The sequence below is a fragment of the Fictibacillus nanhaiensis genome (assembly GCF_019801215.1).
In the GTDB taxonomy this organism is placed as follows: Bacteria; Bacillota; Bacilli; order Bacillales; family Fictibacillaceae; genus Fictibacillus; species Fictibacillus nanhaiensis_C.
The window spans coordinates 202,580-226,921 of the sequence record NZ_JAHVJO010000003.1 but is presented as its reverse complement, the minus strand read 5'-3'; the positions used below and the strand labels follow the sequence as shown (position 1 = coordinate 226,921).

25 protein-coding genes, 2 pseudogenes and 1 riboswitch are annotated in these 24,342 nt (G+C 39.6%); of the genes and pseudogenes, 22 read left to right on the top strand and 5 right to left on the bottom strand.

The features are described 5' to 3' along the window. Positions 1 to 30: 30 nt before the first annotated feature. Together KUV80_RS14135 and KUV80_RS14130 are read left to right on the top strand one after the other, a co-directional pair. The gene (locus KUV80_RS14135) at positions 31 to 294 is read left to right on the top strand and encodes a cory-CC-star protein (protein WP_222463386.1); all 264 of its coding nucleotides are present in this window, start codon (positions 31 to 33) and stop codon (positions 292 to 294) included. A gap of 11 nt (positions 295 to 305) precedes the next feature. After that, a complete protein-coding gene (locus tag KUV80_RS14130; RefSeq protein WP_222463385.1) occupies positions 306 to 1,238 on the top strand; it encodes an ArsA family ATPase in 933 nt (310 codons plus the stop codon). A gap of 81 nt (positions 1,239 to 1,319) precedes the next feature. Here KUV80_RS14130 and KUV80_RS14125 read toward each other — a convergent pair whose 3' ends face one another. The 4 genes from KUV80_RS14125 to KUV80_RS14110 form a co-directional block, all read right to left on the bottom strand. Further along, positions 1,320 to 2,099: a class I SAM-dependent methyltransferase gene (locus KUV80_RS14125; RefSeq protein WP_222463384.1), complete on the bottom strand. Its 780-nt coding sequence runs from the start codon at positions 2,097 to 2,099 to the stop codon at positions 1,320 to 1,322. 120 nt (positions 2,100 to 2,219) lie between these two features. Next, entirely contained in the window at positions 2,220 to 3,017 is a 798-nt protein-coding gene (locus KUV80_RS14120) for an FkbM family methyltransferase (protein WP_222463383.1), read from the bottom strand. A 200-nt stretch (positions 3,018 to 3,217) separates the two neighbouring features. Continuing rightward, positions 3,218 to 4,078 (bottom strand): TIGR03943 family putative permease subunit, encoded by an 861-nt coding sequence (locus KUV80_RS14115; RefSeq protein ID WP_222463382.1) that lies wholly within the window; start codon positions 4,076 to 4,078, stop codon positions 3,218 to 3,220. A gap of 18 nt (positions 4,079 to 4,096) precedes the next feature. Continuing rightward, positions 4,097 to 5,008 carry a permease gene (locus tag KUV80_RS14110; RefSeq protein ID WP_222463381.1) on the bottom strand — a complete coding sequence of 304 codons (912 nt, stop codon included), beginning with the start codon at positions 5,006 to 5,008 and terminating at the stop codon, positions 4,097 to 4,099. A 165-nt stretch (positions 5,009 to 5,173) separates the two neighbouring features. Here KUV80_RS14110 and KUV80_RS14105 point away from each other — a divergent pair. Continuing rightward, positions 5,174 to 5,404: pseudogene (locus KUV80_RS14105) on the top strand (VanW family protein); the annotation flags it as partial. 452 nt (positions 5,405 to 5,856) lie between these two features. On the opposite strand, the gene KUV80_RS14100 reads toward KUV80_RS14105, so the two are convergent. Then, complete coding sequence (locus KUV80_RS14100) at positions 5,857 to 6,231, bottom strand: hypothetical protein (RefSeq protein ID WP_222463379.1); 375 nt, start codon at positions 6,229 to 6,231, stop codon at positions 5,857 to 5,859. A gap of 143 nt (positions 6,232 to 6,374) precedes the next feature. Between KUV80_RS14100 and corA the strand changes: the two genes are divergently transcribed. From corA to KUV80_RS14010, 19 genes and pseudogenes are all read left to right on the top strand, one after another. Next, the gene (corA, locus tag KUV80_RS14095; RefSeq protein WP_222463378.1) at positions 6,375 to 7,328 is read left to right on the top strand and encodes a magnesium/cobalt transporter CorA; all 954 of its coding nucleotides are present in this window, start codon (positions 6,375 to 6,377) and stop codon (positions 7,326 to 7,328) included. A 66-nt stretch (positions 7,329 to 7,394) separates the two neighbouring features. After that, positions 7,395 to 7,826: a general stress protein gene (locus tag KUV80_RS14090; RefSeq protein WP_222463377.1), complete on the top strand. Its 432-nt coding sequence runs from the start codon at positions 7,395 to 7,397 to the stop codon at positions 7,824 to 7,826. Between the two features lie 102 nt (positions 7,827 to 7,928). Then, positions 7,929 to 8,552, top strand: coding sequence for a phosphatase PAP2 family protein (locus KUV80_RS14085; RefSeq protein WP_222463376.1), 624 nt, complete (start codon positions 7,929 to 7,931; stop codon positions 8,550 to 8,552). A 41-nt stretch (positions 8,553 to 8,593) separates the two neighbouring features. Further along, positions 8,594 to 8,719 (top strand): annotated as a pseudogene (locus KUV80_RS18630) (IS1595 family transposase); the annotation flags it as partial. A 56-nt stretch (positions 8,720 to 8,775) separates the two neighbouring features. Continuing rightward, a complete protein-coding gene (locus tag KUV80_RS14080) occupies positions 8,776 to 9,204 on the top strand; it encodes an NUDIX hydrolase (protein WP_222463375.1) in 429 nt (142 codons plus the stop codon). 236 nt (positions 9,205 to 9,440) lie between these two features. After that, positions 9,441 to 9,656, top strand: coding sequence for a hypothetical protein (locus KUV80_RS14075; protein ID WP_222463374.1), 216 nt, complete (start codon positions 9,441 to 9,443; stop codon positions 9,654 to 9,656). Between the two features lie 87 nt (positions 9,657 to 9,743). Further along, positions 9,744 to 10,391: a nitroreductase family protein gene (locus KUV80_RS14070; protein ID WP_222463373.1), complete on the top strand. Its 648-nt coding sequence runs from the start codon at positions 9,744 to 9,746 to the stop codon at positions 10,389 to 10,391. Positions 10,392 to 10,865: 474 nt separating this feature from the next. Then, the gene (locus KUV80_RS14065) at positions 10,866 to 11,969 is read left to right on the top strand and encodes a hypothetical protein (RefSeq protein WP_222463372.1); all 1,104 of its coding nucleotides are present in this window, start codon (positions 10,866 to 10,868) and stop codon (positions 11,967 to 11,969) included. Positions 11,970 to 12,152: 183 nt separating this feature from the next. After that, positions 12,153 to 12,266, top strand: a riboswitch (SAM riboswitch). 198 nt (positions 12,267 to 12,464) lie between these two features. Further along, positions 12,465 to 14,255 carry a PLP-dependent aspartate aminotransferase family protein gene (locus KUV80_RS14060; protein ID WP_222463371.1) on the top strand — a complete coding sequence of 597 codons (1,791 nt, stop codon included), beginning with the start codon at positions 12,465 to 12,467 and terminating at the stop codon, positions 14,253 to 14,255. A gap of 46 nt (positions 14,256 to 14,301) precedes the next feature. Then, positions 14,302 to 15,291 (top strand): aliphatic sulfonate ABC transporter substrate-binding protein, encoded by a 990-nt coding sequence (locus tag KUV80_RS14055; RefSeq protein ID WP_222463370.1) that lies wholly within the window; start codon positions 14,302 to 14,304, stop codon positions 15,289 to 15,291. Between the two features lie 109 nt (positions 15,292 to 15,400). Continuing rightward, on the top strand, positions 15,401 to 16,153 hold the full coding sequence (locus KUV80_RS14050) for an ABC transporter permease (RefSeq protein ID WP_222463672.1): 753 nt from the start codon (positions 15,401 to 15,403) through the stop codon (positions 16,151 to 16,153). Positions 16,154 to 16,167: 14 nt separating this feature from the next. Further along, entirely contained in the window at positions 16,168 to 16,899 is a 732-nt protein-coding gene (locus tag KUV80_RS14045; protein ID WP_222463369.1) for an ABC transporter ATP-binding protein, read from the top strand. Beyond that, entirely contained in the window at positions 16,896 to 18,587 is a 1,692-nt protein-coding gene (gene acsA / locus KUV80_RS14040) for an acetate--CoA ligase (RefSeq protein ID WP_222463368.1), read from the top strand. Before KUV80_RS14045 ends, acsA begins: the two co-directional genes overlap by 4 nt. Beyond that, complete coding sequence (gene metX / locus KUV80_RS14035) at positions 18,565 to 19,662, top strand: homoserine O-acetyltransferase MetX (RefSeq protein WP_338083503.1); 1,098 nt, start codon at positions 18,565 to 18,567, stop codon at positions 19,660 to 19,662. Before acsA ends, metX begins: the two co-directional genes overlap by 23 nt. Beyond that, positions 19,649 to 20,914: a homoserine dehydrogenase gene (locus KUV80_RS14030; protein WP_222463367.1), complete on the top strand. Its 1,266-nt coding sequence runs from the start codon at positions 19,649 to 19,651 to the stop codon at positions 20,912 to 20,914. Before metX ends, KUV80_RS14030 begins: the two co-directional genes overlap by 14 nt. A 623-nt stretch (positions 20,915 to 21,537) precedes the next feature. Continuing rightward, the gene (locus KUV80_RS14025; protein WP_246625228.1) at positions 21,538 to 22,050 is read left to right on the top strand and encodes an RNA polymerase sigma factor; all 513 of its coding nucleotides are present in this window, start codon (positions 21,538 to 21,540) and stop codon (positions 22,048 to 22,050) included. Next, positions 22,047 to 22,481: a hypothetical protein gene (locus KUV80_RS14020; RefSeq protein WP_222463366.1), complete on the top strand. Its 435-nt coding sequence runs from the start codon at positions 22,047 to 22,049 to the stop codon at positions 22,479 to 22,481. Before KUV80_RS14025 ends, KUV80_RS14020 begins: the two co-directional genes overlap by 4 nt. A 12-nt stretch (positions 22,482 to 22,493) precedes the next feature. Further along, complete coding sequence (locus KUV80_RS14015) at positions 22,494 to 23,561, top strand: hypothetical protein (RefSeq protein WP_222463365.1); 1,068 nt, start codon at positions 22,494 to 22,496, stop codon at positions 23,559 to 23,561. Next, complete coding sequence (locus KUV80_RS14010; protein ID WP_222463364.1) at positions 23,561 to 24,211, top strand: hypothetical protein; 651 nt, start codon at positions 23,561 to 23,563, stop codon at positions 24,209 to 24,211. Before KUV80_RS14015 ends, KUV80_RS14010 begins: the two co-directional genes overlap by 1 nt. Positions 24,212 to 24,342: the final 131 nt, after the last annotated feature.

The following is a 24,342-nucleotide window of genomic DNA, read 5'->3' as shown; positions in this document are numbered from 1 at the left end:
TTTCTTTTCAAGAAGGAGGCAGCAAGAACGATGTCTTTTTTAGAAAAATTAAAAACAGCAGTTGATTTGTATGATCAAATATTAAAACAGCCTCATCGTGTAGAGGTTGCACGAGAGCTAAGAGATGAAGAGGATCTTTTCATGCTTTTATGTGTATCGGAAATGTTGGGAATACCAAATCCTGCTTATTATTACACACTTGAACTGTACCCGTTGCTTCTTGAAAAATTTCACGATTGGCACGTTAGGATGGGTATGGAAAAATCCCCTTTGCATGGAATACGCTGCTGTTAGGAGAGATAGATATGAAGGTTTTTTTTATTGGTGGAAAAGGTGGGGTTGGTAAAAGTACAACCGCTTCTGCATTTGCCGTTTTGTGTGCGAGAGAAGGTAAGAAAACGCTACTCGTTTCAACTGACCCCGCACATAATACTGGCGATCTTTTTCAAGTGAAAAAAGTTCGGGGCAAAACAAAAATAGCCCCTAATCTGGATTTGGTTGAGATTGACTCAGACCAAGAAGCAATAACATATATGGCTCAAGTCAAGCAAAACATAAAAGGACTCGTTAAAGTGACGATGGTGGAAGAAGTGTACCGGCAGCTTGATCTTGCAGGCAAGTCACCTGGAGCTGCAGAAGCGGCTGTATTTGATAAAATGACATCCATTCTTCTAGAAGACAGCCAAGAGTATGATAGGATCATTTTTGATACGGCACCTACAGGTCATACGCTTCGTTTACTGCTTTTGCCTGAATTTATGGGCGTCTGGATGGATGGCCTTTTAGAGAAGAGGAAAAAGGTGCAGGACAACTATTCACAGCTTTTGTATGATGGTGAGACAAGAGAAGATCCAATATATGAGGTATTGCAGGCAAGAAGACAGAAGTTTAGTAAAGTAAGAGAGTTAATTATCAATAAGGAAAAAACGACGTACATGATGGTGTTGAATCCGGAACGTTTGCCTATACTGGAAACGGCAAGTGCAGTAAAAACCTTAAAAGAACATGGGATATCTGTAAGCAGACTCATCGTAAACAAAGTCATTCCTGAAGATGTTGAAGGCACATTCATGAGAAATCGAAAAGAGGCTGAACGTCCTTATCTAATAGAAATTGATCAGATGTTTAATGAGACAGAAAAGATCTATGTTCCAATGTTTGATCACGATATATCGACAAGAGAAGGACTGGAAGAATACAGTCGTTATCTTGAAAGCGAGAAACTGCAGAATGTATAAAAGAAACCAGCGCAGACTTTTGGTCTTATGCTGGTTTTTATTTTTAAAAAATATGATATGACATAGAATTCAAACTGCTGTTCATGATCTTTTTCGGGCTAAAAACAACACTACTGCATGCTCTTTTGAAACAGTATCTCCGTGTTTAAGGATAGCTCTTTCAATGCCACAGTACAAAGCATCTTTTTGGTCGTGCTGAAGTACTTGATGTCCTGAATGTGTGTTTAATAGTCCAATATAATCTTCAGGCGTATAAAGCTGATTCCATTTGTACGTATGTACTTTAAGTTTGTGAAATTGTCCTGACTCTAGTGTAAGATTACTTCGTTCTTCAATGAATGCTTCTATTGCAGGTATGCTAAAGTCATCTAGGTGTGGAGCATGCTCTTTGTAAACTTCATTTATTGACACGTAGACTGGTTCATTTGATGCAACGTGCACGAACCAAAACAGGGCAAGAACTCCATCTTCTTTCAAGCAGGACGCAACTTTCGGATAACCGATATGTGGAGAGATAAAATGAAAAGCAGTACCGGAAAAGGCAAGTGAGAACTGCGTATCGCCTGGCACCCAATCTTCAAAAGGAGAATGAATGACACTAACTTGGGGATATGTTAAAAATTTTTCTTTTGTAAGGTTTGCTAAATTTTCTCCATATTCAACACAAGTAATCTTTGAATACCCGTCATGTAGAAACCCTTCAGTCGCTTTTCCTGTGCCACATCCAATCTCGAGGATGTCATCTTGTGGATCAATCAATGAGTAGTGAAGAATATCTGTAAATAGTTGAGAAGGATAAGTTGGCCGATATTTTTCGTAGGAATCAGCTACATCATTAAACGATTGTTTCAGTGTACGCATAGTCCTCAACACCCCTTAATGGTTTTAAGGAAAATGATACCAAATAAAGAGAGCGTTGAATAGCACTAAAATGGTTTGAAAATTGTAAGGGGTCTGTCCCGGGACAGACCCCCTACAATTTTATTTATTTGTTGTGTTCAGGGGAGTTGAAGTGAAGAGAAACTCAACAGGCTCATTGATGGTTAACAGTAAGTCTAGAAAATCATTTTGATCTATTCGATGAAAAGATGAATCATAAATGTATTCATACATCTTTAAGCTTTTCACCAGTTTTTTCACTCTTTTTCTAAAGGTTTTTTCTCGTTCTTTTTCGGAAGAACATTCTTTCAACATATAACTTTTTAAAAAATTTGGGTGAAGCGATAAATAAAAGGCCGGCTTGTACTTCTTTAAGTAACTTCTCATGCTAGGGACCAATAAGTATTCTCCGCCCTCAATATCCATTTTAATAAGTGAAAGGTCTTCAATTAAAAATTCCTTGAGTACTTCCTTCAAAGTAGAAACAGAAACCGTATGAAAGTCGTCTGATAACGTAGGAATTAAGCTAGAACTTGAATCTCCAAAATGCTCTCTTTTATATAGCTTCTTGGTGCCGGATTGGTAGGAGAGTGCTTTATTGATTAAGGTGATTTTATGTGCGATTGAAGTGTTCATTTCCATGTTTTTTTGTAATTCTGCAAATGCGACAGGGTCCGGCTCAATGCTAAAAGTATGTTTTGCTTTGTTAGCAGCGTATAGAACAGTCGGACCAATCCATGCACCGATGTCTAAATAATTTTTATCAGGATGTAAGTAATAATCCAGTATGTTGAACGTAAAGTCTTCCCAATGGTTAGAAAAAACATTGTCCCAAAAAAATTCAAATTGTTTAGCATCGGACACGAAAAAAGAAACATCATTTTTTATAACTTTTTTCAAAATCGTTCACCAACTTCCATTTAAAAAAGCCGGTCACAAGCTGCAAAAGCTTGGCCAACTATAAATTAGTATATGTAAGGAACAAATCAGGTGATACTTTAAGTGGTGAAAACAAGCTCTAATCTAAAGAAAATGTTTGTTTAACTAATCCAATGAATTCAAGCAAAAGCAAATAAAAAAACCAGACGCGGAATCTGGTTTTAATAGCCTCTATAAACATATTCTTCACTAGGCTTCTCGATTTCTTTCCAATCCGTTACTTTTACATAGGGAATGTCTGCTTTAAAGGGCTGATAATACATCGTTTCGATCGTTCCATTGACTTCAATCCACTTGTCGTTGGAGAAGGATGTGCCTTTTGGAAATTCGACCATCATGCCGAATACCCCTGAATCCGCGATGCAATGAATTACACCAAAGCGAAGAAGGAAAAGCTGATTTTTCTTCGAATTTGTCTGGTCCTCACTGTTATACGTAAACCCTTTAAACTGTACTTTTTTACCGAGGAAAATTCCTGGTTTGTAATAGATGCTTTCCATCCCTTTTAAATAGTTCTTATCGTTTAGAACTACTTGATCACCTTTAAGAAAAGGCTTTAATTCTTTATCCATAATAGAATGATAGCTTTCTTCTCCATAATATACACTCGTATCAGGTTTTAAGAATTGATGTTCTCCAAAATCTCCTTCGTTCTCTAATCCCTTAAAATGAAATCCTTTTGTTTTGACAGTTTCGGAGTCAAGAGAGGCAATCGGAAAAAACAAACCTGAAATAATCGGGAATATTAGAATGCTATTGACGGTCATGTTCTTAAAGCGAGACGGTTTTTTATGATGATTGTGTCCGCAGTCATGAGTGGCACACGATTCGTCATGTACATGTTCGCCATCTTCACTTTTTCCATAAATATAAAATTGGACAAGTGTTAGGAATCCTAATATAAAAATGGCTGAAAACGAGATATACGAATATTTCATGTTAATGTATTTACCAATATCACCGGTCGCATGAAGATGCATAAACAAAAATGTAAAACCGATTAAGATGAGGATCCGTATCATAAAATGGGCACCTCCTTTTTATAGAAATAACGATCCGATTAATACAAGCAAGGTTATATAGCCAATAAGGTGAATAACAAGTCGTTTCTTAAAGGCAGCCAGCATCATAAGCACATTTTTAATATCCAGCATCGGTCCGTAAACTAAGAACGCGACGATAGAACCGATGGTAAACGTACTTTGGAAGGAAGAAGCAATAAACGCATCAGCTTCTGAGCAAAGAGATAAAACAAAAGCTAATCCCATCATAACGAGAGAAGAAGAAACCTCGCCTTGTCCAATCTGTAAAAGTGTGGATGTCTTGACATATGTCTGCATCCCAGCAGCAATTAAAGCACCAATAATAAGATATTTTCCTACAGAGAAAAATTCCTCAACTGCATGGACAAGCGTTCCCTTAAGTTTATTGTAAAATGAAATATCTACGGTTTCACTGGTAGCTGCCAGTTCAATGTTACCTTGAGTGTTTGCCAAAACACCGATTTCGTTTTTAAGGACTTTTGCGTTTTTAAACTGAACGGCAAGTAAAAAGCCAACAAGGACGGAAACGACCATCGCAAGTCCGCCTCTGTAAATCATAATGTCCCATTGATTTCCGAAAGCTACAAATGTTGAGAAAAGGACGACTGGATTAATAATCGGTCCTGTAAGCATAAACGGAATCGCTGCGAAAACGGGAACCCCTTTTGCGATCAGCCTTCTTGTAATCGGTACAATTCCACACTCACATGCAGGGAAAACAGCTCCTAAAAAAGCGGCAAATAAAACGGCTAATACTTTATTTTTAGGCATGATGCGCGCAACCATCTCTTCAGTCACAAACATCTGGATGACGCCAGCAATGAGCACACCGATGAGAACAAAAGGCAGTGCTTCGATCAGGATGCTTATAAATACGGTATTCATCTGTAAAAACGTTTTGTCGAGCATCCGATTTCCTCCAAACTTTATTCGAAAAGATAACTTTTATACAATACCTTCACTATAACTCAAAAATCAAAGGAAAATAAATGGTAAATGAAGAAATAAACTGTTGGGGGACTGACCCCCAACAATTTATTTCCCACGATGATTTTGAGCAAAAGGGGTGACAGGATGAACCATTTCGACCTTCGTCCAAAGCGACGTTCGGCATTTCGAATTTCATTAGGCAAAAAGTATTATACACTCAAGAGATACTTGGAATGGTATACAGACAACAAGGAATACGCGAAAACAAAAAAACGCGAAAAACTGCCTTTCGTCAGTTCTTCGCATAAAACGATTCTTCTTCGTAAACTAAAGGATGTAGACATGTGGTATCAGCACAATAAGGTAAAGAACCTTGCTGATCGATGATGAATATGTAACGGAGAACCATGCTATTATGATGTATGAACCTCTATTAGAATCAACACAGCAAAAGGAAGCATAAAGAATACCTTGGCCATAATTTAATCGTGGCCAAGGTATTCTTATTGGTTTATTAAATGGGTTAAACCCGTCAGTTCTAATAAATCATTAGATTTTATCTGTTTACGTCCTAAATCTGAATTTAGTGTATATGAAGGAAGCTTTGGATTGTAGTGAATTTCGATCTGTTTGCCATTGGCCTGATGGTACCGTACTTTTTTTGAAGTGGGGCGTTTTCCTTATCGTAAGCAACGTCATTTACTAAAACGACTATTTGTTTAATCGTATTTTCATCTATGATGCTCTCACATGTTGTTGCCTGTTGATCAGCATATACACAAATTTTTTCTGGAATGCCTTCAATCCAGTGTTATGAAGAACAGGGTTTAAGTCAAAAATAATTTCTGTTTCATTTTCAAAAGGGTTCCATCCGCCACCGATGGAGAGGTTTTGATCATTTTTTTCCCAGTCCATCTAAACCCGCCATTTCCCTCTAATGAAGCTTGTGTATGCACTAACTTCCATCCGTTTTCAGGCAGTTTTTCTTTATAAAAGGTATAGATAGCATGCCAGTGGTTTCCTTTTATCACATAATCATGATCACTAAACGTCAATCCCTCGTAAAGGGGAAGGTCGTTGCGTTCCTCTGGTACAACTGTCTGACCAATGTACTGATCTTTTTTACTCATATAGCTGTAAACCGAAAATCCTGAAACAAGAAAGACACCCATTACGCCAAGAATCACAATCATTTTTTTCATAACAAACCTCCTGAATATCTCCTAATTATGATTTTAACAAAAAAGGAATTATAAGGGAGTTTATTTTCGTTTGCTTAGAAAGTAAAAAAACATCAAAATTAGGGTAATGATAGAGTAGATAAGAAGAGAGAGAAGGGCTTTCTATGATTCGTATAATTGCCGTTGTTGATCAAAAAGTAATCATTAATCCACCGCTAGAACGCCTGGAAGAACTCCATGCAGACTGGATTTGGGTAGATTTTGACAGTCCCGTACCGAAAGAAACCAATTTGTTGCGAACTTACTTTGACTTTCATCCACTCGCTGTAGAAGATTGTGTAAACTCTTTACAGCGTCCAAAAGTAGAGTTTTATGAAGATCATTTATTTTATGTTGTTCATGCTCTTCATGAAAAAACACTTGAAGCTACTGAAGTTGATATTTTTACAACAAAAAACACGATTGTTACCTTTCATAAAACAGAGGTCCCCGAGATTGATTTTGTATGGCATTATATGAAGAATTTAGAATCCGTTCCTATTGAACTTGGGAAAAATGAACTCGTTCACAAGTTAATAGACAAGCTAGTGGATATGTACTTTCCAATTATGCACGGTTTAGAAGAACGTGTCATTTCCATTGAAAGCAATGAAGATGATGAAGCACCAAAGCTCATCAACCAGATCTTTGACATTCGAGGAGATTTGCTTTCTTTACGAAAAACAGTGGTACCTATGCGCGAACTTCTTTATCGCATGCTCGAGTCAAAACGAGTGGGTTTGGATGCCGATGAGCGAACCTACTTTCATGACATTTATGATCACCTTCTGAGATTAACAGATATGATGGCCTCAGCACGTGAAATGACATCAGACATACGTGATAACTATATCTCGCTAAACTCCTACAAGATGAATAATATCATGAAAACCCTGACCGTCATTACCACCATCTTTATGCCGTTAACGTTTATCGCAGGTTTGTATGGGATGAACTTTGTGAACATGCCCGAACTGAAATCGGATCATGGCTACTTTTACGTACTCGGTGTAATGGTTCTGCTTGGCATCATCATGTCTATGTGGTTTAAGAAAAAAGGCTGGTTCGATCAGGATTAGCCTACTGTTTAAAACGCTCTGAACAGGGGAACCTATCTTGTAAAAGACCCGTTTGGAGGGAATAAGATGAAAAAAGATATTATCGGTACATATGTAAAAGAAGAAGAAGCAATTGGAGCGATTAAAGCTCTTATTGAAAAAGGGTATCATCCATCTGACATCTCAATTGTTGCAAAAGATGATGAAATGGTCGATCATGTGGCAGATGAAACTCACGTGAATGAAGAAAAAGTATTAAATGATGATATGGATAATGCGACGTATGGCACGATTGCTGGATTTTTAACAGGTATTGGTGGCGGTATCGCTGTACCTGGGCTTGGCGTTCCTGGAGTAGGACCGCTTTTAGCCGCAGGGCCTTTTGCTGCCATGTTTGATGATGGTGACCATGATATGAAAGAAATTCTTACGAAGATGGATGTTTCTGAAATGGATGCAGACCGTTATATGCAAGACTTAGAAGACGGAAAAATCATCGTAATGGCAGAGCGAAAATAAGGAATGGAGGGCACCTGATTAGGTGCTCTTTTTTTATCGTATAGAAAAAAGACACTCGGAGAAAATAAGCACAATATGATACATGACAGGAGATTTTTTGATATGTTACTCCGTAAGAAAAAAACGAGCTATTCTCTTATTCCATTAATGGGACTGTTCATAACAGGAGCAATTTTTGTTTTGCTTACTTCCGTTAGAAATCAAAGACCTCTTAGCTCTTTCGATAAGAAATGGAGTCATTCTCTGTTTAAAAGTCACACGTTTTCTACCCCGTTAATGGAGTTGTTCACTCGGCTTGGGTCTGGTTTTTTTATGATACCACTCGGATTGATGATGTACGTAAGCTATAATCAAACCGGAAATCGAGATAAAGGCAAACTCATTCTTTTTAATGTGATTGGTATAAGGGTGTTGAATTTTTTATGTAAACGGATGTTTAAAAGGCAACCACCTGAATGGGAACGCTTAGTGGAATCAAGCAACTATGGCTATCCAAGTGCACATACTATGAACGCTGCAGGATTCTATGGGTTATTACTTTTCCTATCTGGTATGTGGAGGCACCTGTGGGCGTGGGTTGGATGTTTTTTGTTTTTAGTTATGATTGGTATTAGCAGAGTGAAGCTAGGCATCCATTATTTGATTGATGTAATAGCAGGTCTTGCTGGAGGAATGTTTTTGAACCTCTTATCGATAAAATCGTATAAATGGTTTTTCGGACGCTGAGGGCTCGGCGTCATTTTTTTGTTTTTAGTTATCTTAAACAACAATTTCTGGATCAGATTAAGCATAAAAATGATGATACAACGGTAATTAAGTTGATTGTTGAAAGTTGTTTATTCTCGATGAATTCCACTTATGATAAACTTAGATTATCAGAATTTACCAAATAATTTATTCTTGAGTTATTATATTATCAAATGAGTTTTTAAAATAAGGGGGTCATTTGATGCAAGGATACAACGTTCTTATTATTTACAATAAAACAATGAACCAATTATTAATGTGTAAACGATTAAATAATCCGTATAAAGGATTGAGTAATTTAGTCGGTGGAAAAATTGAAAATGATGAAGTAGGGATTGAAGCTGCATATAGAGAACTAATCGAGGAAACTGGTATATCTAAAGAAGACATCACTCTGCATCATTTAATGGATTTTAAATATTATTTCCATAAATGCTATGTCGAGGTTTATGTCGGCAGGTTAAAACAGGATGTAATAGTTTCAGGTGATGAAAATGATCTGTATTGGTCTGATTTGAATCAAAACTTTTTCGATATGTCCCTTTATGCTGGAGAAGGTAATATTGGACATATGATTGAACAAGTCAATATGTCCAAAGATAAGTTACTTTCTGACGTTCTTGTAGATTAAATGCCAGAGTATCTTAATAAACTTTTAATGAGACTCCTAATTATTAGGAGTCTCCATTTTTATTATCTAAATCAACAATATCAATTAACATAGCTTTGTTTTTAAAAAACTATTTGTCTTATAAAGCGAAATTAAAATAAATCCCCCACACCGTTATTCGAAAATTATCCTAAAAAAAGGTATTTCGCTTTTTTCCTAGAATATGTTAAAAGTAAAAGGGAAAAGGTGGTTTTCATATGACACCATGGATTAAAGCTGGTTTTATCCTGGCAGGAATCATCATTCTGTTAAGCACTACCTTTATAGGAGCTCAACTTGAACAAAGTGCAAATGAGAGTCTTGGTCTTACGCCATTTTATATCGTAAGTATTTTATCAGGGTGTGCCCTGATTGCGATTGGAACGAGAATCAAAGGCAAGAAAAGCTCAAAATCAGAAAACAGTGCGAAATAGCACTGTTTTTTTACGTTTTTTGTAGGTCATTACAATTTTTTGTATAATACGAGTAGTTACTTAATTATTGTGTCAGAGGAGACAAACATGAACTACGAAGATTTTAAAGAAATTGTCCATGGTAGAAGAAGTGTCCGGAAGTTTACGGATGATGCGGTTTCTGAGGAAGACATTTATGAAATCATGGATTGTGCCCGATACGCCCCGAGTGACACAAACTCACAAACGTGGGAATTTATCGTCATTCGAAATCGAGATAAAGTGAAAAAAATTGAAGAAATGACGTGGGATGCCATTCATTCATTAGCTGCTATTGCAGAAAAGAATGGCAAGACGAAGGAAGCAAAGCTGCTCACTCGTTCATTCGGACCTTATGCTACAGCATTTTCTGGTGCACCAGTGCTGATCATCTGTTTAGCAACACCATACGAATCAAAATTCAGAGATAAAATTTTTGATCCTATTGAACTTGCTGAAGAATCGGTGTGGGAAGAAGAAGGGATAAAAAGCAGCTGTCTTGCGATTCAAAACTTGATGCTTGCAGCCCATGCAAGAGGTCTAGGTTCATGCCCGATGACTGGTCCTGTTTTATTAGCGCAGAAGGAGATTCGTGAGTACTTAAATATCCCTTCGAAAAAGCAGATCAATATGGTCATTTCACTCGGTCACCCGCAAGATCAGCCGAAAAAACTAGCTCGTAAATCAGTCGAGGAGATCATAACATACGTTGACTGAATTAAAACTGGCCGTACAGGGGGACACATCTCCTGAAGCGGCTAGTTTTTTTATGGAAAAAACTGATTTATGCTAGCGCTAGGGGATTTATGCTCGTTCGCGGGGATTTATGCTCGTTCGCGGAGGTTTATGCTCGTCCGTGGGGATTTATGCTCGTTCGCGAGGATTTATGCTCGTATGCTGGGAATTATGCTCGTTCTCGGAGGTTTATGCTCGTCCGTGGGGATTTATGCTCGTCCGTGGGGATTTATGCTCGTTCGCGGAGGTTTATGCTCGTACGTGAGGATTTATGCTCGTTCGCGGAGGTTTATGCTCGCCCGCGGGGAATTATGCTCGCCAGTGCCGAATTATGCTCGCACTCAGGAATTTATACTTGGCTAGGGGCTAAATGAAGAAATTTGCGAAAAAAGGATTTTTTTCGACAAATACCGAATAGGTGTACTATAGAATTTAGACACAGAAAGAGGAACATCTATGAAGGAAACATTTGAGTTAATTGACTTCGCGTTGCAAAAGAGTGGTCTTGAAGCACTTAAAGATACTACACAAGTCCAATATTTAGGCGAAGGGGCATGGCATCAAGCATATCTTATACAATTGCGAACGGGTGAACCTGTTGTAGTCAGGTTTCCAAAACAGGAAGCATACGGAAGGAAAATCGAATTTAAGGAAGCTGCCTGTTATGCCGAATATGCCGGAACAAAAGCATACTATGAACTTGCGAACCGTGTTAAGCCGGGAATCTGTCCAGAATTTTTTCAGTATCATGTAGAAAAAGATAAGACATTTACTGTTGAGTCTTATGCAGGAAAAGCGATCAAGCTTGATACGTTTACATTCATGGAGGCTTTTCAGACAGGAGCTGAACTTGGTGAGTTTTTCAGATACATGCATGATGCAGAGCATGGATTAAGAGGATTTGGGTATTTGAAGTGGAACGGTACGAACATTGAAGGAGAAGTTCAATCCAGTGTTTCGGAGTCGATGAAAGAAGAGAATGAAGAGTACATAACCGATTTCAAAGAGTTTATCAATAAATATGATGGAACGATTCACCCGGAAGTGATGACTCGACTTGAAGAGTGCATGCAAGATCGAACGCTTGATGATTCACGGGTAGTGCTTGCCAATCAAGATACTTCTCCTGAGAATGTGTTACTTCATGCGGATGGAAGATTAAGTCTGATAGATCCAGTGCCTATTCTTTATAGTGGAGATTCGTTAGCAGGAAATTTTTTAAATAATTATCATACTTTGTTTCCAACATTCTTTAATTCTCCAAGGTATGCTAAGCATCAATTCGACCTGCATGAAGAAAGACTAAAAACGATAGCAGATGGTTTTATTGAAGGCTATTGCAATGGTGATTCTGAAAAAAAGATACGCGTTAAACAAGAGGAATTTATTCAATTGACGAGTCTTACGGCATCTCAATTTACTGTCATTCAATCTAAAGAGTTGACTTCAGAACAGCGCATCCGGTACGGAGAGAAAAAAGTTATAAAAAACCGAATTCCAGAACTCGTCCGGAGAATAGAAGCGTTTCGATGGTTTGATGAAAAAGCGGAACAAAATTGACATAACCGACATAGCATAGACATAATCTTAAGTTAAAACTTACAGTTGACAGGTTGAGTCTTTTGTATGACTTTTAAGATTTTTCAAAAAACGGTTGACTTTTAAAAACAGGATGTTCTATAATCCTATTCAAGAACAAAGCAAACAACTGCACGTTACAGTGTTAAATCATAATCTGAATATCTCTTATCCAGAGAGGCGGAGGGACTAGGCCCGATGAAGCCCGGCAACCAACAAACCCCAGTGGTTTGGAAAGGTGCCAATTCCTACAGATCATATTGATCTGAAAGATAAGAGGAGGACATTAAACCCTCTTCTTAGGAAGGGGGTTTTTGTTTTCCCCTTCTAAACTTCCATAGTCATTCTCCTAGGTTTTCTGTATTGATTTCATTTCTAAAAAATTTCATTTCATACGAGGGAGGGAGTTTATTTATTATTCCTAGTTTTCCTATAAGTATTATCAAAAATAAAATTTAAAAATAAGGAGAGATCTACATGACAAAATCATTTGACGGCTATGATATCGAGACATTGCTTTTACACGGAGGGCAAGCACCTGATCCGACAACAGGGTCCAGGGCGGTCCCAGTCTATCAAACTACGTCCTATGTTTTTTCAGATACGGATCATGCGCAAAGCTTATTTGCACTTGAGGAACCAGGAAACATCTACAGCCGAATTGGTAATCCAACGGTTGATGTGTTTGAAAAAAGAGTCGCTCTCTTAGAGGACGGAGTAGCAGCGGTTGCAACAGCTTCAGGTATGTCCGCAATCGCACTCGCTGTTTTAAATGTCGCAGAAGCGGGTGATGAGATTGTAGCCGCTACGAATCTATACGGGGGCACATATAATCTATTTTCTATTACACTACCGAAATATGGCATAAAGGTGAAATTCGTTGACGCTGAAGATCCAGAGAATTTCAGAAAAGCTGTTACCCCAAACACGAAAGCGTTCTTTGCAGAAACAATCGGAAACCCTAGCTTGAACGTCCTTGATATAGAAGCAGTAGCAGATATTGCGCATGAGAGCGGGGTTCCTTTACTTATTGATAATACGTTTGCAACACCGTATGTGACGAAGCCGCTAAGCTGGGGAGCGGATATTGTTATTCATTCAGCAACAAAGTGGATTGGCGGGCATGGAACAGCCATCGGTGGGGTTGTAGTGGACGGTGGGCGCTTTAATTGGAACTCTGAAAAATTCCCAGGTTTTATAGAGCCCGACCGAAGCTATAACGGGCTGCGGTATGCGATTGATTTTGGAACGCTTGCCTTTGCAACAAAACTACGGGTTCAGCTTTTACGGGATTTTGGGGCATGCTTAAGTCCGCACAATGCGTTTCTTCTTTTACAAGGACTAGAAACACTGCATCTTCGTATTGAGAAACACGCGAAAAATGCACAAGAGGTCGCAGAATTTCTCGAGAAGCATCCGGCTGTGGATTGGGTTTCTTATCCAGGACTAAAAGCACATCCAAGTCATGAACTCGCCAAAAAATATTTAAGCAACGGCTTCGGTTCAATTGTGAACTTTGGTATTAAAGGCGGACGTGATGCCGGACGCAAAGTAATTGATAACATCTCGCTTTGGTCGCACGTAGCAAACGTTGGGGATGCAAAATCATTGATTATCCATCCCGCCTCAACGACTCATCAGCAGTTAAGCGGTGAGGAGTTAAAAGCAACTGGTGTTACAGAAGAACTGATCCGTTTGTCGATCGGTCTTGAATCAGTGAAGGATCTAACGAATGATTTAGATCGAGCCATACATGTGGCAACAGGGCTTGGCATTGAAAAACAAGAGGTAACGATTAACGATGAAGGCGTTATTCGTTGGGCGCTGCAGTCTTCTCTTTACAGATCAAATGAAAATGGCCAGGATATCCAGCGGCCAAAAACACTTGCCATCGTAGGATTAAGCTCAAATCCAGCCCGCCCGAGTCATCGCTTAGCCCGAAAGATGCAGCGGCTTGGATATAAGATTGTTCCAGTAAATCCAAGAGAAACAGAAGTACTCGATGAAAAGGCTTATCCTGACTTGAAGTCGATTCCATTTCCGATCGATGTAGTTCAAGTGTTCAGAAGTCCAGAAGCTGCGGTTGAGCTGGCAAAAGAAGCAGCAATTACTCAGCCAAAAGTATTCTGGCTGCAAGAAGGTGTTATCTCTCCAGAAGCGGCAAAAATTGCAAAAGATGCTGGCATTGATGTTGTCCACAACCGTTGTACGTATAAAGAAGCACAGCGATTAAGAGGGACGATTGCAACGTATGCGAGTAAAGTGTAAAGGGATTTCCCATTAAAAAGAGATAAATAAAGTGGAGGGAAATGAAATGAAAATTGAGTGGAGAGTGACGCTTTTATTCAGTTTATTGGGCGTACTGCTTTTTGCAGGATGTTCAAGTTCAGCGAAAGAAGCCGGAGAAAAACCGAAAAAGATCAGACTAGATTATGCCTATTATTCGCCAACAAGCCTCGCATTAAAAAAGTTTGGGTGGGTGGAAGAAGCATTTGAAAAAGAAGGCATCGAAGTGGAGTGGGTGCTGAGCCAAGGAAGTAATAAAGCACTTGAATTCTTGAATTCTGATAGTGTAGATTTCGGTTCAACGGCTGGGGCTGCCGCATTAATAGCGAAAGATAAAGGAGCGCCGATCGAATCCGTTTATATTTATTCACAGCCTGAATGGACAGCACTTGTTGCAAAAGGTGATAGTCCGATAAAGGATGTTAAAAATCTTAAAGGCAAAAAGGTAGCAGCAACAATTGGAACAGATCCTTATATCTTTTTGCTGCGAGCACTTGATGAAGCAGGCCTATCTGCAAAAGATGTGCAGATCGTAAACCTCCAGCATGCAGATGGTGCGAACGCATTATTGAAAGGTCAAGTAGATGCTTGGGCTGGATTAGATCCTCATATGGCAAGAGTTGAACTTGAATCGGATGGAACGTTCATTTACCGTAATCCTGATTTTAATACGTATGGAACATTGAACGTCCGTTCAGAATTTGCAAAGAATTATCCAGAGCAAGTAGCAAAAGTGATTGAGCTTTACGAGAAGGCGAGAGAATGGACAGTAGATAATCCTGACAAAGCAGCAAAGCTTTTATCAGAAGAAGCGGGCATCAAAGAGAATGTTGCCAAAAAAGGCCTTGAACGAAATAACTTTTCACAGCCTGTTCCAGGGAAAGAGCATGAAAAAGCGATAGCTGCAGCAGGGAAGGTTCTACAAACAGAAGAAATTGTGAAAAAAGATACAGACATTGAAAAATTAGCGAAGGAACTAATCAATTCAACGTTTGCTGAAAAAGTGATCAAAAAATGACGGATAAAAGGAGGCCGTGTAAGTGATCTCAGAAACTCAGAAGTGGAAAGTAATAGAGCGAGCAGTGGCAAATACCTCTGCTCCAGATCTTTTTAAAAAAGGACGCACAATGGTTCTTGGCTCTATCTTGCCGTTCCTTTTGCTTATCTTATGGGAATTGGCTGCAAGAGCCGGTGTTCTGGCGCCGCATTTGCTTCCGGCTCCTAGCCTTATTTTAGAAAAGATCATCCATATGCAAAAAGATGGTTCTCTTTACGCTCATGTATCCGTTACGTTTACACGTGTGTGTATTGGATTCGCTATCGGTACAGCAGCAGCGGTTATCATTGGAGCGGTTGTAGGTTATGCAAAAACGGCTGAACAGCTTTTTGATCCTCTCCTGCAAGCTTTTCGTTCCATTCCTTCTCTTGCTTGGGTACCACTTTTTATTTTATGGATGGGTATTGGAGAACCTTCCAAAATAACGTTGATTGCTGTCGGTGTTTTTTTTCCGGTTTATTTAAATATCGTAGCTGGCATTCAAGGTGTGGATCGAAAGCTTATTGAGGTGGGCAAGATCTATCAACTCTCTCCATTCCAGCTAACGAAACGCATCATTCTGCCTGCCGCACTGCCTTCTTTTATGACCGGAATGCGGAGCGGGCTTGGGCTTGGCTGGATGTTTGTTGTAGCTGCTGAACTGATGGGAGCGAGTGAAGGCTTAGGTTACCTACTCGTTGTTGGTCAAAATACGTACTCACCTGACACGGTTATCGCAAGCATTTTATTGTTTGCCGTTTTAGGTAAAGTGACCGATGCCTTATTGAAATGGATTGAATTTCGCTCACTTAAATGGCAGGACAGCATGAATAACCAAGCGTAGAAGGAGGGGGAAAAATGCTTACCGTAACAAGATTAAAACGAACGTTTAATAAGGAAAAAACTGGCTTCCAGAATATTAACTTTTCGGTAGATACAGGAGAGGTCATCGGAATACTAGGTACGAGCGGCTGCGGGAAAAGTACTCTACTTCGAGTTCTTTCCGGACTTGATCCCTACTATGAAGGGAAGATCACAACGGATAATAGTGATCATAAAAACATTGGAATGATGTTTCAAGAACCCCGGCTGTTACCTTGGTTGTCGGTAAAAACGAACATTTCATTCGGCTTGCCAAAGGAGGAACGAAAAACAAACCGTTATCAAACATATTTGGACCTTGTCGGTTTATCTGGTTTTGAAAACCATTTTCCAAAAGACTTGTCAGGGGGTATGGCGCAGCGGACAGCGATCGCAAGGGCACTGATCACCAATCCAGATGTGCTGCTCTTGGATGAACCGTTCAGTGCACTTGACGCCTTCACGAAGATGCAGCTTCAAGACCTGCTTCTTTCAATTTGGCAGAAAAAAAAGACGACAATGATTTTAGTGACTCATGATATTGACGAAGCGCTATATCTTTGTGACAGAATCTTTATTTTAAAAGGTCAGCCAGGAGAAGTTTTTGGTGAAGTGCATGTTGAAAAAACGAAGCCACGAACCCGTGGAGATGCCTATCTATCAAAACAGAAAGCACACATTTTAAACCTTTTAAATGTCCAACAGAGAGCAGCAGGTGGGGAGGCATGACAAAGCTCGCACTGATAGATCCTGTTAACGGAACATACAATGTGGAAACAGATAACGGGAACGTTCTCTTTTCATGGGAGAAAGCGGCTGAGCGATTCAGCAGAAGAGATGACGGTAAAACCAATATGGCCTATGAATGTGTTGATCGTCATGTAGAAGAGGGACGGGGAGGAAAAACAGTTCTTCATTATTTAGATGAAAAACAAGAATGTAAAATCACGTATGAGGAGCTTAAAAAACAAACAGATGATTGGGCAGTGGTTTTTTCAAATCATGGAGTAAAAAAGGGGGACTTTGTGTTTGTCTTTCTTCCAAAACATCCTGATTGTCACATCGCGATGCTCGCTGCAATTAAACTAGGTGCTGTGGTTGGTCCATTGTTTGAAGCGTTCATGTCTGACGCGCTAAGAGACCGTATCGCAGATTGCGAAGGAGCATTTTTAATTACAAATCAAGAACTTTATGAGCGAGTTCCAAGAGAAGATCTTCCAAGTCTTCATACCGTTTTCCTAACGGATGGAGAAAGGAAGAGGGGTGAAGTTTCAATAAAAAATGAGATTAAAGGGATAGGTGACACGGGAGATATCATTCAATGGGTAGATCCGGAACATGGTTTGAACATTCACTATACATCTGGATCGACTGGCAAACCAAAAGGAATCGTTCACGCTCATCGGGCTATGGTTCAGCAATATGTAACAGGCCGGTGGGTGCTAGATCTTCAGGAGAAAGATGTGTATTGGTGCACGGCACATCCCGGCTGGGTAACAGGAACGGTCTATGGAGTGTTTGCTCCTCTGTTAAATGGAGCAACGATCGTCATTTATGGTGGGCGTTTTAAGGGAGAACAGTGGTATGAAACCCTCGAAAAAGCGGGTGTTACCGTTTGGTACAGTGCACCTACTGCATTTCGCATGCTGATGGCTAAAGGAAATCAGCTTTCGAAGCAATATGATCTATCAAAACTGCGCCATATTCTAAGCGTAGGTGAACCGTTAAATCCAGAAGTCGTTTACTGGGGCAAACATGTTCTTGGTAAAAGGATACATGATACGTGGTGGATGACCGAAACAGGCGCGCAGCTTATTGTAAACCTGCCGAATGAACCTATCAAGCCAGGCTCTATGGGCAAGCCGTTTCCTGGAATTACAGCTAGTATTTTGGATGAAGAGGGCAAAGAACTTCCTCCGTTTTCATTAGGACATCTGGCGATTCAGGCACCATGGCCGAGCTTGATGAAAGAGGTTTGGCAAAACGAAGAAAAGTATAACTCCTATTTTAGCTGGGGTGATTGGTATGTTTCAGGTGACCTCGCTTACCGTGATGATGACGGATACATCTTTTTTCAAGGTCGTTCTGACGATATGATTAATTCTGCTGGTGAAAGGATCGGTCCGTTTGAAGTTGAGAGTAAGCTTATCGAACATCCGGCTGTTGCTGAAGCAGGAGTGATTGGAAAGCCTGACCCCATTCGAGGAGAAATCGTCAAAGCTTTTGTTGTGCTAAAAGAGGGGTATTCACAAAGCCAGGATCTGCTAGAACAAATCCGGATCTATGTGAAAGGCGAGCTTGCAGCACATGCTGCACCGCGCGAGATTGAAGTGGTTGAAGAGCTCCCAAAAACAAAGATCAGCGGAAAAATTTTGCGAAGAGAGCTGAAGGCGCGTGAGTTACAAAAACTTGCTTGAAACGACACGAAAGATCGGAAAGGTAAAGATTGGTGATTTTACTTTAGAATCTGGTCAAGTGATTATGGATGCCGAGTTAGCGTTTGAAAAAGCCGGCAATTCAACTGGACCGGTCATACTTTTATGTCATGCGCTGACTGGCAACCAATATGCGTATGGGACAAAAGAGCATCCTGGATGGTGGAGAGGACTGATTGGTGCAGGTTGCTATATTGATACAAACCACTATCAAGTCATTACCTTTAACGTGCTTGGAGGATGCAGCGGTTCAACAGGCCCTACAAGTGTGAATGAGAAAACGGGAAGTTCATACCGAAACACTTTTCCTTTTGTAACGGTGAGGGATATGGTACGTGCAGAGCGGCAAGCACTCGAAGTTCTAGGCATACCGCGGCTTTTGGCGGTTTTAGGTGGATCTCTCGGAGGCATGCAGGCGCTGGAATGGGCTGTTCAATTTCCCTATTTAATAGAAAAAGTATTTGTGTTCGCCGCAACACCGTATTTGAGTGATTACGGAATTGCTTTTAACCGGATAGCAATAACCGCGATTGAAAATGATTCTGTTTACAAAAGTGGTAAGCGAGAAGAAGGAGAGCGGTTAGTAGGATTAGAGATTGCAAGAATGGTAGGACTCTTAACGTACCGTCAGCCTAAACTTTTTAACGACAGGTTCCAGCGTGAAGTGCGGGAGCGTGATGCAGATGGTAAGCCCTTTTTCCAAGTAGATTCTTATTTAACGTATCAGGGAGAGAAGCTTACGAGAAGGTTTGATGTGGATAGTTATTTGACCCTTCTCTATGCCATGAATGCCCATGATATCGGCAATAAGCTTGGAGGTTGGAAGCGTGCAGCTTCTCAGATTCAGGCAGAAGTCTATTGTTTCGGCTATGAAGGAGACCTTCTGTATCCCCCAGACGTAATGGAAGACTTTGTGAAACATACCCGATATGGTACTTTTTATTCCATTGATACGGACTTTGGACATGACGGGTTTCTAGTAGAGTTTGAGAAATGGGGGCCAATTGTAAAAGAGGCTTTGATTCAAGAAAGGAGGCTTCGATATGGCACCTATTAAAGCGGCACTGCTCGGTTTTGGAACGGTTGGGCAAGGTGTTTATGAATCATTAAAAACACACAAAGAGCAACTTAAGTCTGTGCTTGGAAGTGACATTGTTATTGAAGCTGTCTTAGTGAAGGATGGAACGAAAAAACGTGATATTGATGAAAATGTACGTGTAACAACAGACTTTGAAGAGATCTTACGCATACCTGATCTGCAGGTTGTCTTTGAAGCCATAGTGGGAGAAGAGCCTGGGTTCACCTATTTAAAAAAAGCCATCGAAAAAGGTTGCCACGTTATTACAGCGAACAAAGTGATGTTTGCGAGACATGGTAAAACGCTATTAAACCAAGCGAGTGAGGCAGGTGTTTCTGTTGGTTTTGAAGCAACAACAGCAGGCGGCACACCGATCATCCGCAGTATTTCTCAGCTCTTGCAAGTGAACAACATTCTCTCAATAGAAGCCATTTTAAATGGTACCTCAAACTATATTTTAAGCAACATGCGTGAAAAGGGATTAGCTTTTGAAGATGCATTAAAAACAGCGCAGAAACTTGGGTACGCAGAGGCAGACCCTGTTAATGATGTGGAAGGTTTTGATGCGTTTTATAAGCTGATTATTTTAAGTGAACTATCTTTCGGTTATGCCCCAGACTGGGAGCGAGTTGACCGAAGCGGCATTACACACGTGGCTCAGAACCATATAGAGGTTTTTAAGGAATGGGGATATCGAATTAAGCATTTAGCACAAATCCATCATGACAGTGGCGAGCTTTTGGCATCTGTTAAACCAGTACTTTTGGATGCTGAGCATTCCCTATATGGAATTGAAGGTGTACAAAACGCAGTGATGATTGAAACAAGTCTAGCAGGAAAAGTGACCCTGCAAGGAGCTGGGGCAGGCAAACTTCCAACGGCTAGCGCCATGGTGGAGGATTTGACATACGTGTTTCAATCCAGCAGGAACAACGTGTTTAACAAGTCCTGTGATGTCACTCATAGAGAAGACGATGAGGCTAAGCAGAGTAATAAGAAACAGTATGCCGTAATTGGACCTAAACCGTTAACCGTTAATTATGTAGCAAGCAACGCTATTCAAGTATTGAGACAGGAAGAAAAAGATGGACAGTTCTATTCCTTAATTACGTGTTGGAAAGAGGCAGCAGACACACTGTTGATAGAGGCAAATACTCAAATCTATGATGTGGCGAGCAGTAAGGAAGTTCATAATAGAGAAAAAGAGATTAAACAAGTCATTAATTTATAAGGAATAAGGGCTCCATCAAGTGAAACAAAACATTGCAGCTTGGCTTCTGCAATGTTTTTTTTGAGGAAATTTATCTCTTTCGGCGCGAGCATAAAACTTGTACGGCGAGCATAAAACCTGAAGGGCGATCATAAAACCTGTGGCGCGAGCATAAAACTTGTGGCGCGAGCATAAAACTTGTGGGGCGAGCATAAAACCTGAAGGGCGAGCATAAAACCTGGGAGGGGAGCATAAAGCATCTCAACTACAGTAAAAGCAAAAGGTAGTAGTCATTCAGTCTTGAAAAATTTGTTCCATAGGTTTACGATAATGGTAAAAAATTAATTTAATGTAATAAATTTGTACATAGCTATGTTATTCAATCTAATACATTAGGAATCATATATGAAATTAATTAAAATTTACCAAGAAGACAAACTGAGAGTGAGTTAGAGAAGATGATACCGTATGAATTCAACAACATCTTAATGGGACTAAGCAATGCCAGAAGTGGTATTGCTTTTTAAGTTATATCTTTTTTTAAAAAAACTGTAGGGGTTGAATCCTAAAGAATCGTCTATATAAGTAGGTCAACAAGAAAGGGGGAGAGGAATATAGGAGATAAAGTATTAATTTCATTATTGTTGAGCGGAAATGAACAGGCTTTTAGAATTTTTTACGAGAAATATCGACCGTATCTTTTTCGTACCATTCATCCAATTGCGAAAACATCGGAAGATACAGAAGAAATTCTTCAGGATGTATTCTTAAAGATCTTCCATTCTCTCCCCGAGTATCAGCATCAAGGACTAAAAACATGGATGGCAAGAATTGCGGTAAATAAAGCAATTGATTTTGTTAGGAAAAAGCAGCGTAAACCGAAAGAAGATGGCAGCGAAAAAGAAATATACTTCATTCAAGGGTCCCTCTGTCAACCGGAGCAAGCATTTTTCGAGAAAGAAACAAGGCAAGACTTGCATCGCAAACTTGAAGGGGTTCCACAAAATTATAGAGAGGTATTGACTGCTTTTTATTTGGAGGACAAATCGCATCGAGAAATTGCAGAGAATCAAGGTGTACAGGAAAAAACAATTGAAATGAAGCTCTATCGTGCACGCCAGTGGGTGAAAGAACATTGGAAGGAGGATGCCAAATGAAACACTTTACAGAAAAAGAATGGAAGTCATATGTGGATGGATCCATACACCTAGAACAGCAAGTTATCATGGAAGACCATTTGTACGGGTGTGACGTATGTTTGGCAGACTACCTTCGGGTTAATGATCAATTTAATCACTTTAAAGTACCGGAAACACCGATTGGACAAATGGAAGAACTCTTAAAAGAGATGAACGTTACACCAAAAAAGAAACAACAAAAAAGAAAAAATAAACAACATCCAATGATTCATTATGTGATTGCAGCCTCATTAACTGTTTATTTAATGAGTTCAGGATTGTTTCATCAAGTAACAGGGGTATGGAAGGATGCTGAGAGCAATGTAACGAATAAAGCTCCAGAATCAATGACAGAAAATTTAATGGATCGAACGTTGATTTTACTTGATCGTTTGCAATCCACAAAATAGGAGGGTTAACAGATGGTACAAAAAAATCCGATTTTAGGTTTGATCATAGGAATTATTCCAGGTATGGGCCATTTTTATTTAAAAAGAATTCGGGCAGCTCTTTACTTCTTTTGCTTTATGGCACCTTTCATGTTTGGTTTAGGGATAGGGCTCTGGAATGGTGGGGTAGAGTTGATTACCCTTTCAGGGGTTGTGTGGCTCATTAGTATAGTGGATTTAATAATAACATGGAATAAACAGCTTAAAATAAATGCAGCTGCAACAATTGAAACAGCGGATGACGGTGGAGTGAAAACAAATCATTCCAGAACGATTATGCTCGCTTTCGTTCCAGGCTGTGGACATTTACACCTTGGATTAGCGAACAGGGGATTAACGTTTTTAGCCGCATTTTTTGGACTCGCTAGTATGATTTTTTTCGTAACCATATGGACAAATCATGAAGGATTTTTAATCTTCTTATTTATTATCCCGGTCATTTGGATCTATAACATGTTTGATATTGTAAAGCTTCAGAAATTAAATGATCTTGGGCTGCCTTTAGTGGACCAAAGTTTGTTTGAAGACTTAGAACAAGTAAGAAAAGATGGAGGCAAAAACAAAATCTTCGCAACGATTTTAGCGATTTTTCCTGGAACGGCTCATTTATATTTAGGGTTACAAAGAAGAGGCTTGCAACTCATGGCAGCATTCCTTTTTACCATTTTTATCTTGGATGTGTTGAGGTTTGATCTGTTTTTCTTTCTGGCTCCGATCATTTGGTTCTACAGCTTTTTTGATGCATTGCAGCAGATTAATAAAGACCCGGATGACCTTGAAGATAAACCGGTCGTGGAGTATTTAATCTATCATCAGCGCTGGGTAGGTATCGGTCTGATCGCATTAGGTATGTTCTATATTTTTGATCGGGTTCTTGTACCAATTGCGGATCGTTTTTTAGTTCGTTACTACAATATTCAATCTCTTTATATGTATTATCACGAGTATTTTCAAACGGGAATCGTAGCCTTCCTATTGATTTTAGGCGGTATTAAGTTATTGATGGGAACGAAGAAAAAGCTCAGTGGAGGAAAAGTATGATGAGAACATGGAGGGTTGGTACTTTTTCCATGGGAGCCGCCTTAATACTGCTCGGTGTTACGTTGATCGCTGGTCATTACTTTAAGGAAAATGTAATAAATGTTTGGGTTCCTATTCTCTTAATTATCGTAGGAAGCGAAATTTTGTGCTATCTATTCTTTCATAAAAAAGAAACGAGTTTCGTAAAATATGATTCTGTCAGTATTTTCTTTGTATCGATATTAGGAACATGTGGCATCGTATTTACTTTTGCAGCAGGAGCTGGACTCGTTGGAGAATGGGAAAATGCGCTGTACGCTAAAGAGATTACAAAGAAACTCCCTTCCTATGAAGAGTCTATATCACCATCTATTAAAAAAGTGGTTTTGGTAAACGGAGAGGCAAACAATGTTTATGTGCAACGATCAACAGAATCTGATCTTCATGTTTTTGGAACGCATACTTCAATGATGTATAAAGAGAAGAATAAAGACACGACGTTGCCATTAAAAAAAGTAGCAGATACAAAGGTGATCGGAAATACACTTTATCTAACGATTCATTCTATTCCACATGAAAGAGGCATATTTAGAGCAGGCGGCTATTCCAACATAAACGTAGTGGTTCCTGAAGCCATTCAAGTGACGACTGCCTCAGGTGAAACACTATAATATTTAAAAAGACCTGCCCTCAAACGAGTGCAGGCCTTTTTCTCTTTGATCTCTCTCTAATCTCTCTCTAATCTCTCTCTGTATTCTACGAGGGGTTGTTTCGCAAAAGGTTTACGCAATTGAACAACATT

Bases quoted from the DNA above. Each gene is read 5' to 3' on its own strand.
- KUV80_RS14135 (WP_222463386.1), top strand. From the start codon at position 31: ATGTCTTTTTTAGAAAAATTAAAAACAGCAGTTGATTTGTATGATCAA.
- KUV80_RS14130 (WP_222463385.1), top strand. From the start codon at position 306: ATGAAGGTTTTTTTTATTGGTGGAAAAGGTGGGGTTGGTAAAAGTACA.
- KUV80_RS14125 (WP_222463384.1), bottom strand. From the start codon at position 2,099: ATGCGTACACTGAAACAATCGTTTAATGATGTAGCTGATTCCTACGAA.
- KUV80_RS14115 (WP_222463382.1), bottom strand. From the start codon at position 4,078: ATGATACGGATCCTCATCTTAATCGGTTTTACATTTTTGTTTATGCAT.
- KUV80_RS14110 (WP_222463381.1), bottom strand. From the start codon at position 5,008: ATGCTCGACAAAACGTTTTTACAGATGAATACCGTATTTATAAGCATC.
- KUV80_RS14100 (WP_222463379.1), bottom strand. From the start codon at position 6,231: ATGAAAAAAATGATTGTGATTCTTGGCGTAATGGGTGTCTTTCTTGTT.
- corA (WP_222463378.1), top strand. From the start codon at position 6,375: ATGATTCGTATAATTGCCGTTGTTGATCAAAAAGTAATCATTAATCCA.
- KUV80_RS14090 (WP_222463377.1), top strand. From the start codon at position 7,395: ATGAAAAAAGATATTATCGGTACATATGTAAAAGAAGAAGAAGCAATT.
- KUV80_RS14085 (WP_222463376.1), top strand. From the start codon at position 7,929: ATGTTACTCCGTAAGAAAAAAACGAGCTATTCTCTTATTCCATTAATG.
- KUV80_RS14080 (WP_222463375.1), top strand. From the start codon at position 8,776: ATGCAAGGATACAACGTTCTTATTATTTACAATAAAACAATGAACCAA.
- KUV80_RS14075 (WP_222463374.1), top strand. From the start codon at position 9,441: ATGACACCATGGATTAAAGCTGGTTTTATCCTGGCAGGAATCATCATT.
- KUV80_RS14070 (WP_222463373.1), top strand. From the start codon at position 9,744: ATGAACTACGAAGATTTTAAAGAAATTGTCCATGGTAGAAGAAGTGTC.
- KUV80_RS14065 (WP_222463372.1), top strand. From the start codon at position 10,866: ATGAAGGAAACATTTGAGTTAATTGACTTCGCGTTGCAAAAGAGTGGT.
- KUV80_RS14060 (WP_222463371.1), top strand. From the start codon at position 12,465: ATGACAAAATCATTTGACGGCTATGATATCGAGACATTGCTTTTACAC.
- KUV80_RS14055 (WP_222463370.1), top strand. From the start codon at position 14,302: ATGAAAATTGAGTGGAGAGTGACGCTTTTATTCAGTTTATTGGGCGTA.
- KUV80_RS14050 (WP_222463672.1), top strand. From the start codon at position 15,401: ATGGTTCTTGGCTCTATCTTGCCGTTCCTTTTGCTTATCTTATGGGAA.
- KUV80_RS14045 (WP_222463369.1), top strand. From the start codon at position 16,168: ATGCTTACCGTAACAAGATTAAAACGAACGTTTAATAAGGAAAAAACT.
- acsA (WP_222463368.1), top strand. From the start codon at position 16,896: ATGACAAAGCTCGCACTGATAGATCCTGTTAACGGAACATACAATGTG.
- KUV80_RS14030 (WP_222463367.1), top strand. From the start codon at position 19,649: ATGGCACCTATTAAAGCGGCACTGCTCGGTTTTGGAACGGTTGGGCAA.
- KUV80_RS14020 (WP_222463366.1), top strand. From the start codon at position 22,047: ATGAAACACTTTACAGAAAAAGAATGGAAGTCATATGTGGATGGATCC.
- KUV80_RS14015 (WP_222463365.1), top strand. From the start codon at position 22,494: ATGGTACAAAAAAATCCGATTTTAGGTTTGATCATAGGAATTATTCCA.
- KUV80_RS14010 (WP_222463364.1), top strand. From the start codon at position 23,561: ATGAGAACATGGAGGGTTGGTACTTTTTCCATGGGAGCCGCCTTAATA.